The 6,907-nt window shown below is 55.1% G+C and carries 7 protein-coding genes; all 7 read right to left on the reverse strand.

Annotation, left to right across the window (positions count from 1 at the left end; all coding sequences use genetic code 11):
- Window positions 1–111: 111 nt before the first annotated feature.
- Window positions 112–1,287 carry an amidohydrolase gene (locus tag RUMCAL_RS12165; protein WP_021683234.1) on the reverse strand — a complete coding sequence of 392 codons (1,176 nt, stop codon included), beginning with the start codon at window positions 1,285–1,287 and terminating at the stop codon, window positions 112–114.
- A 250-nt stretch (window positions 1,288–1,537) separates the two neighbouring features.
- The gene (locus tag RUMCAL_RS12170) at window positions 1,538–1,912 is read right to left on the reverse strand and encodes an MmcQ/YjbR family DNA-binding protein (RefSeq protein WP_021683236.1); all 375 of its coding nucleotides are present in this window, start codon (window positions 1,910–1,912) and stop codon (window positions 1,538–1,540) included.
- A 7-nt stretch (window positions 1,913–1,919) separates the two neighbouring features.
- Entirely contained in the window at window positions 1,920–4,304 is a 2,385-nt protein-coding gene (locus tag RUMCAL_RS12175) for an endonuclease MutS2 (protein WP_021683237.1), read from the reverse strand.
- 49 nt (window positions 4,305–4,353) lie between these two features.
- Window positions 4,354–5,121: a DNA repair protein RecO gene (recO, locus tag RUMCAL_RS12180; protein ID WP_021683238.1), complete on the reverse strand. Its 768-nt coding sequence runs from the start codon at window positions 5,119–5,121 to the stop codon at window positions 4,354–4,356.
- Window positions 5,057–5,236 (reverse strand): hypothetical protein, encoded by a 180-nt coding sequence (locus tag RUMCAL_RS16020; protein ID WP_169726012.1) that lies wholly within the window; start codon window positions 5,234–5,236, stop codon window positions 5,057–5,059. Before RUMCAL_RS16020 ends, recO begins: the two co-directional genes overlap by 65 nt.
- Before the next feature lie 83 nt (window positions 5,237–5,319).
- Window positions 5,320–6,216 carry a GTPase Era gene (gene era / locus RUMCAL_RS12185; protein ID WP_021683239.1) on the reverse strand — a complete coding sequence of 299 codons (897 nt, stop codon included), beginning with the start codon at window positions 6,214–6,216 and terminating at the stop codon, window positions 5,320–5,322.
- On the reverse strand, window positions 6,213–6,728 hold the full coding sequence (gene ybeY, locus RUMCAL_RS12190) for an rRNA maturation RNase YbeY (RefSeq protein WP_021683240.1): 516 nt from the start codon (window positions 6,726–6,728) through the stop codon (window positions 6,213–6,215). Before ybeY ends, era begins: the two co-directional genes overlap by 4 nt.
- Between the last annotated feature and the right edge of the window lie 179 nt (window positions 6,729–6,907).

A 6,907-nucleotide genomic window follows, 5' to 3' on the forward strand; every position in this document is an offset into this window, starting at 1 on the left:
CGTAACACTACCCTTTTTACACTTGAAATTGGGGGGAAGGGTCAGCGGCGACTCGCCGCAATCCCCCGGAGGGGCATACAGGCGGCTGCTGCCGCCGTAACACTACCCTTTTTACTCTTGAAATTGGGGCGTAGGGTCAGCGGCGACTCGCCGCCCGTTAATCATTACTAGCCATGGATCGCATAATAGATCTAACGGATCACCGCGATAAAGCTGTAAGTCCGCGTCCATGCCTGCGGCAATGCTGCCTATGCGGTTCTCCACACCGAGAATCTCCGCCGCACCGGCAGTAATGGCATATAAGGCATCTTCCCGCTGCATGCCGCCCTTGACTGCCAGAGCCGCCGTGGTGGGCAGATACTGAATGGGAATCACAGGGTGGTCGGTGCACAGTGCCAGCTTGACACCCGCTTTCTGCATTATAGACGGACCGGAAATGGTGAGGTGCTGCATCTCCGGCTTGCATCGGTCGCACAGGATCGGACCGGCAATCACCGGAGCATTCTCCTCCGCCAGAATGTCCGCGATCAGGTGTCCCTCCGTGCCGTGAATGATCACATAGTCCAGATTGAACTCCTTGGCAATGCGAATGGCAGTGCAGATGTCGTCTGCCCGGTGGCAGTGGAAGTGTGCTTTCACATCTCGTTCCAGCAGGGGCAGCAGTGCTTCGGATTTGGCATCGTAGTCCGGCATGTGTTCGTCGGGATCGCTCTCCGCAAAGTCCAGTTCCTGCTGATACCGCTGTGCTTTCGCCAGCCCCTCCCGTATCATTGCCGCCGTCGCCATGCGGGTGATCGGCGTTTCGTCCCTGTCGTTGTAGACGCTCTTGGGATTCTCGCCAAGGGCAAATTTCACACCGGTGCCGATCTGCATGCGGTCTGCCATACGTCCTGCTGTTTTCAGGATCGCCATGGTGCCGCCGCAGGCGTTGGCACTGCCGGGAGAAGTCATCACCGTAGTTATGCCGGCTGCACGTGCTTCGGCAAAACAGTGATCCAGCGGGTTTACGCCGTCAATGACACGCAGATGCGGGGTAAAAGGATCGGTGGCTTCGTTGCAGTCGTCCCCCTCGAAAGCAATGCCGTTTTCGATAATGCCGAGGTGGGTGTGTGCATCGATAAAGCCCGGCAGCAGCACCGAACCGCCGGCATCAATATCCTCCGGCGACAGTTCCGCCGGCTTGCCGGACTCCACGGTGGTGATCTTGCCGTTTTCTATGCAGACATAGCCGTTTTCCAGAATGCCGGCATCTGTCATCGTATGTATGGTCGCGTTCCAGATTTTCATGTACGTTCCTCTTTTCGTTTCCGTGGTTTCGGCATGGAAAGACTCACGGAAATCAATTTTCAAAAATATATTGATTTAAATTGTGCCAAATTATAAAATTTGACAAGTGAAGCTCCCCTGAAAGGGGAGCTGGCAGTGCGTAGCACTGACTGAGGGGTTTTAACTTATGCTGAAAACGTCATAAAAAGATTCTACGAAAGAACCTCTCCACCGCCTAACGGCGGTCCCCCTCCCCTTTCAGGGGAGGCTATTATGAAAATTGATTTCCATTGGAAAGACTGTAGCTTTCTTCCAGCAGCCAGAACAGTTCCGGTTCCGGCATTGTGCCGTCCAGCAGGACAGTGACCCAGTGTGTCTTATTCATGTGGTACGCGGGGAAGATTCCCGCCTTTTGCAGCAGCGAACCGGTTTCCAGCGGACTGCACTTCACATTGAGAATATGCACCGTTCTGCCAGACGGCAGTCCCAGCTTCTCCGCGGGAATATTCGTCAGCAGCCCGTACCATTTGTCGTTTTCTCTGTGCCGCAGAACTGCCGCGTCCGGTGTGCTTTTCCACAGGTATTCCGGCGTGGTGCCGAAATTTTCCGCGGCATAGCGGAGAATGCTTTCCCGTTGATTTGTCATATTGCCGTTACTCCAGTGATACAATGGTCACGCCGTCTTCGCCCTCGCCAAACGTGCCAAGACGGAAATTCTTGACGTATTTCAGCTGTTTCAGCCGCTGGTGAATGGCTTTTCGCAGCAGTCCGGTGCCCTTGCCGTGAATGATCGTCACCGTGGCAATGTGGGACATGACGGCTCTGTCCAGAAAAGCGTCCATCTGATAAACGCCCTCGTCACAGGTACAGCCGCGAATATCCAGTTCCATGGTGCCCCGTCTGGCTGCCTGAGCCGAAACCCGTCCGGCAGTCTGCCGCTGTTTCTGCTGGCTCTTTTTCTTTTCCTCCGCACCGGCAACCAGCCGCAGCTTTTCCTGCGGCACCTTGGTACGCATGGCACCGATCTGCAAAAAGACAGTGCCGTTCTTGTCCGGCTTTCCGGCAACTACCGCTTTCTGCTTGGTGTCGGTCAGCATGACAGTGTCGCCTACCTGCAATTCCCGCGGGAGCACATAGTCCTCGTCCGGCACCTCGGTCAGCGGGTTGGCGGTTTCGTACATCTTCCGGAAGCCCCGCTTGACGTTGCCCTTGGCACGGATCACATCGTCCCCGAAAGTCGCCTTTTCCTTGGCTTTCCGCAGCTGATCCAGTTCGGAGATCATCTCGTTGGACTGTGCCTTGGTGGTTTCCACGATTCGCATGGCTTCCAGCCGAGCCTGTTCCATGATGTTTTCGCGGTCGGTGCGGGTACGCTGGACTTCTTCCCGCAGCTTTGCCGCATCTTCTTCCGCCTGCCGCAGGGCTTCCTGCATGGCACTGCGGTCTTGTTCCAGAGCCTTTCGGGTTTCTTCCAGCTTGGAAACCGCTTCTTCAAATCGCAGATTTTCCTGACTGACCAGCGTTTCCGCCGCGGCAATGATCGATTCCGACAGCCCCAGCCCCTTGCAAATGGCAAACGCGTTGGACTTCCCGGGAGAACCCAGAATCAGCCGATAGGTGGGGCGGAGAGTTTCAATGTCGAATTCACAGGAGGCGTTCTGCACGTCCGGCTGCTCGGTGGCATACAGCTTCAGTTCCTGATAGTGGGTAGTGACCATCAGCTTTGCCCCGTTGTCTTTCAGCCGCTGAATGACAGCCTCTGCCAGAGCCGCACCCTCGATGGGGTCTGTACCGGAACCCAATTCGTCCAGCAGCACCAGCGAGTGCCGGTCTGCCTGTTCCAGAATCTCGATGACACTTCGCATGTGTGCAGAGAATGTGGAAAGGTTCTGCTCGATGCTCTGGGTATCGCCGATGTCTGCCAGCACATTGTTGAAAACGGAAATGCGGCTGCCCTCTGCCGCCGGAATCAGCATGCCGCTCATTGCCATTAAGGTCAGCAGTCCGCAGGTCTTCAGAGCAACCGTCTTACCGCCGGTATTCGGACCGGTGATAATGAGAGCCTGATAAGTATCGCCCAGCGTGAAGCTGATCGGTACCGCTTTCTTGTAGGGGATCAGCGGATGACGTGCCTTTTTCAGCAGGATCACACCGTCGTCTGTCAGCGTAGGCGGAAAGGCGTGCATCTGTTCCGCCAGACGTGCCTTGGCGAAATACACGTTCAGGTCTGCACAAACGGCAATGTCGCGGATAATGGTATCCGCCCATGTGCCGCACTCGGTACAGAGTTCCTCAATGATGCGTTCGATTTCCTCTGCCTCCTGCAATTCCAGCAGGCGAATGTCGTTGTTGGCATCGACCACAGCAATGGGTTCGATGAAAATGGTCTGACCGGTGGCGGAGGTGTCGTGTACCAGACCGGCAATCTTGCTGCGGTGTTCCGCACGAACCGGCAGTACGAACCGTCCGTCACGGAGCGTGACACGGTTGTCTTGCAGACAGTCCTGCACCTCCTGCCGCCGCATCATGCTGTCCAGTGTGTCCCGCAGCTTCTGGCGGGAACGTCCGATCTTCCGGCGAATTTCCGCCAGAGCCGGACTGGCTGCATCGGCAATTTCTTCCTCGGAGAGAATGGAACGATCCAGCTTTTCCAGCAAAAAGGGCACCGGTGCCAGCTGGCTGAACAGGTCGTCCAGTGTGGATTCCACACCGGCACAGCGGTCGTACCAGTCACTCAAAGACTGCATCTGCCGCAGGATCGTGGCGATTTCCAGCAGGTCTTTCAGCGAAAGCTTGGCACCGGACTTTGCTCGCCGCAGTCCCATCCGCATATCCTGAAACCGGTGGAACGGCGGAGCACCGAACTGTATGGACAGCTGAAAAGCATCGTTTGTCTTTTCCAGTTCTGCACGGGCTTCCGCGAGGTCGGGATTCGGGGTAATGGCAAGAACTTTTTCCCGTGTGATGTCGTTGGCGGAGAGATTCGCCAGCATGTCTAAGATTTTATGAAATTCCAGAATTTCCAGATTTTTATTCATGGGAGTACTCCTGTGATATTGGTATTGCCGTAAAGGCAAAAATCCGCAGTTACTCTGCGGACGGGTTCACGATCGATCGATAAAAGGTCAGAGCCTTGGGCTTTAGCGACAGGTGATACTGGACGAAACGCTCCGTACAGATGCCCAGCATCTGCAAATTCTCTGCCCCCAGCTGAAAGTGGAACAGCCGGTTATAATCCGCAAAGAGAATGTGCCGCATCGCCTGTAATACCGGTGCACGGAGCAGGAGCGGTTCCTGCGGGGAATCCGGTGCACCGCAGTCGGTACAGAAAAAACAGCCCTTTTCCACGGAGAAATAGAGCCGTTTTGGTAAAAATACCCCACAGCCGCGGCACATGAGCAGGTCGGGCATCATACCCAGCTCTGTCATCAGCCGCAGTTCAAAAATGGGTTTTAATAATGCTTCGCTGCGTTGTCCGCTTTCCAGATAGTGGAGCGTGTTCAGCATCAGCCGCATGACGAAGCAGTTTTCTTCCGGTGTCTGGTGTTCCCGCACACTAAGCCGGATCAACTCGCCGAAATACATGGCGAGGCTCAGACGGGAGAGGGATTCCCGCAGCCGGTAGAAGATGCGGATCGGTTCGGCACTGTCCAGATACCACTGATTCCGGCGTTTCTGTACGCTGAAGGTGGCATAGGAAAACAGCTGTGTCGCAGAAAGTCCCGCAGAACTGTTCTTTTTCGCCCCGCGGACATAGATCTCCTGTACTGTGTTGTGCTCTGTCAGCACATCAATGAACTTCCCCTGTTCTCCGGCACTGCGTTCCGCCAGAACCAGTCCCCGATAGATCTCCATGTGTCTGCTTCTCCTTTGCTGCGGGTGCGTTCTGCGGCTTGGCGTTCATGCCCTGCCGATAGTGCAGATAGTCGTCAATGTGTCCGGTCATGCAAAAAATATCCCATGCGTCCATATCTCAGGTTCCTCCTGTTTCTTCGGATAGAGATAGGATTTCCGGAATCGTGCAATTTATGCGTGAGAGAACGAACAGGCAGGTTACTCCGGATTGTCCAGACCGAAATTGTGGATCAGTCCTTCCTTGTTCCGCCAGTCCTCCTTGACCTTGACCCAGCACTGTAAATTCACCTGAATATAGAAGAACCGTTCCAGATCCTTTCGGGCGAGGGTGGCGATTTTCCGGAGCATGGTGCCGTTTTTGCCGATCAGGATCCCCTTGTGGGATTCCCGTTCGCAGTAGATCGTGGCATCAATGTCCAGCAAGTCCTTGTCGTCCCGTTCCTTCATGCGTTCAATGGAAACCGCAATGCCGTGGGGCACTTCGTCCCGCAGCAGGTTCAGGATCTTTTCCCGAATCATCTCTGCCGCCAGCACCCGTTCCGGCTGGTCGGTGAATTTTTCGTCGGGGAAGTAGTGGGGAGCCGGCTGTGCCAGAGCCATGACTTCCTGTTCCACAAGGTCGATGCCGTCGGCTTCTGTGACGCTGACAGGAACAGTCGCCGAAAACGGGTGTGCCGCATTCAGCCTGGCAATGGTGGCCATCAGCTTGGACTTGTCGCTGCAAAGGTCGATCTTGTTCAGCACCAGAATGGTGGGCGTTTTTGCCTTTTCCAGCGAACGGAGCAGTTCCTCCTCCTGCTCGGAGAGAGGCTTGGTGCAGTCCTGTACAAACAGTACCGCGTCAATGTCTGCCACCGCATCTTTCACCGCTTTCAGCATGTGCCCGCTGAGCTTGGTCGTGGGCTTGTGCAGACCGGGGGTGTCCATGAAAACCATTTGCGTTTCCCCGACTGTCTTGATGCCGGTGATGCGGGTGCGTGTCGTCTGGGGCTTCGGGCTGACCGAAGCGATCTTTTCCCCGATAATGGCGTTGAGCAGGGAGGACTTTCCGGCGTTGGTGTGTCCGGCGAGCGTCACAAAAACAGATTTTGTCATGCGTCAGTATCCTCCGGCTGGTTGGTGAAGGTGGCTTCTCTGGAAATGCCCAGTTCGCCCAGCACTTCTTCTTCCTTTTCCCGCATCTTCCGTTCTTCCAGCGGGCTGGTTTCGTGGTCGTATCCCAGCAGGTGCAGCATGGAATGCACTGTCAGGAAGCCGATTTCCCGTTCCAGCGAGTGTCCGTACATGTTGGCCTGCTTGACTGCCATTTCCAGTGAAATGACCACATCGCCCAGCAGTGCACAGCCGGTTTCCTGATTGGTGTCATAGTGCCCGTCCTGTCCCAGCGGGAACGAGAGCACGTCGGTGGCACGGTCTTTTTGCCGATAGATCCGGTTCAGTCTGCGGATCTCTGCATTGCTGACGAAGGAGACACTGACTTCTGCGTCCTGCCCGAAATGTTCTGCCACCAGAACCGCCTGACAGCAGCGGCGAATGAGCATACGGATTCCCACAGGCACCCGCACTTCGGTTTGATTATTTTTTACCATGACTTTTACTTTTGGCATGATGAATGATCTCCTTTCGTGAGATTTTATATATAAAATCTTTTTATGCAATGTAAATCAGATCTTTTCTATACGGCAGGTGTTTCTGCAAAGCAGGGGACAGGCTGTGCCCTGTCCTTTGCCACAGAAGCATACGCTGCCTTAAATTTTCGGCAATACCGCACAAAGATTGTGCGACA

The sequence above is a fragment of the Ruminococcus callidus ATCC 27760 genome, from assembly GCF_000468015.1.
GTDB lineage: Bacteria > Bacillota > Clostridia > Oscillospirales > Ruminococcaceae > Ruminococcus_C > Ruminococcus_C callidus.

Coding starts and splice junctions, on each gene's coding strand:
- RUMCAL_RS12165 (WP_021683234.1), bottom strand. CDS start 1,287: ATGAAAATCTGGAACGCGACCATACATACGATGACAGATGCCGGCATT.
- recO (WP_021683238.1), bottom strand. CDS start 5,121: ATGGAGATCTATCGGGGACTGGTTCTGGCGGAACGCAGTGCCGGAGAA.
- RUMCAL_RS12170 (WP_021683236.1), bottom strand. CDS start 1,912: ATGACAAATCAACGGGAAAGCATTCTCCGCTATGCCGCGGAAAATTTC.
- RUMCAL_RS12175 (WP_021683237.1), bottom strand. CDS start 4,304: ATGAATAAAAATCTGGAAATTCTGGAATTTCATAAAATCTTAGACATG.
- RUMCAL_RS16020 (WP_169726012.1), bottom strand. CDS start 5,236: ATGGACGCATGGGATATTTTTTGCATGACCGGACACATTGACGACTAT.
- ybeY (WP_021683240.1), bottom strand. CDS start 6,728: ATGCCAAAAGTAAAAGTCATGGTAAAAAATAATCAAACCGAAGTGCGG.
- era (WP_021683239.1), bottom strand. CDS start 6,216: ATGACAAAATCTGTTTTTGTGACGCTCGCCGGACACACCAACGCCGGA.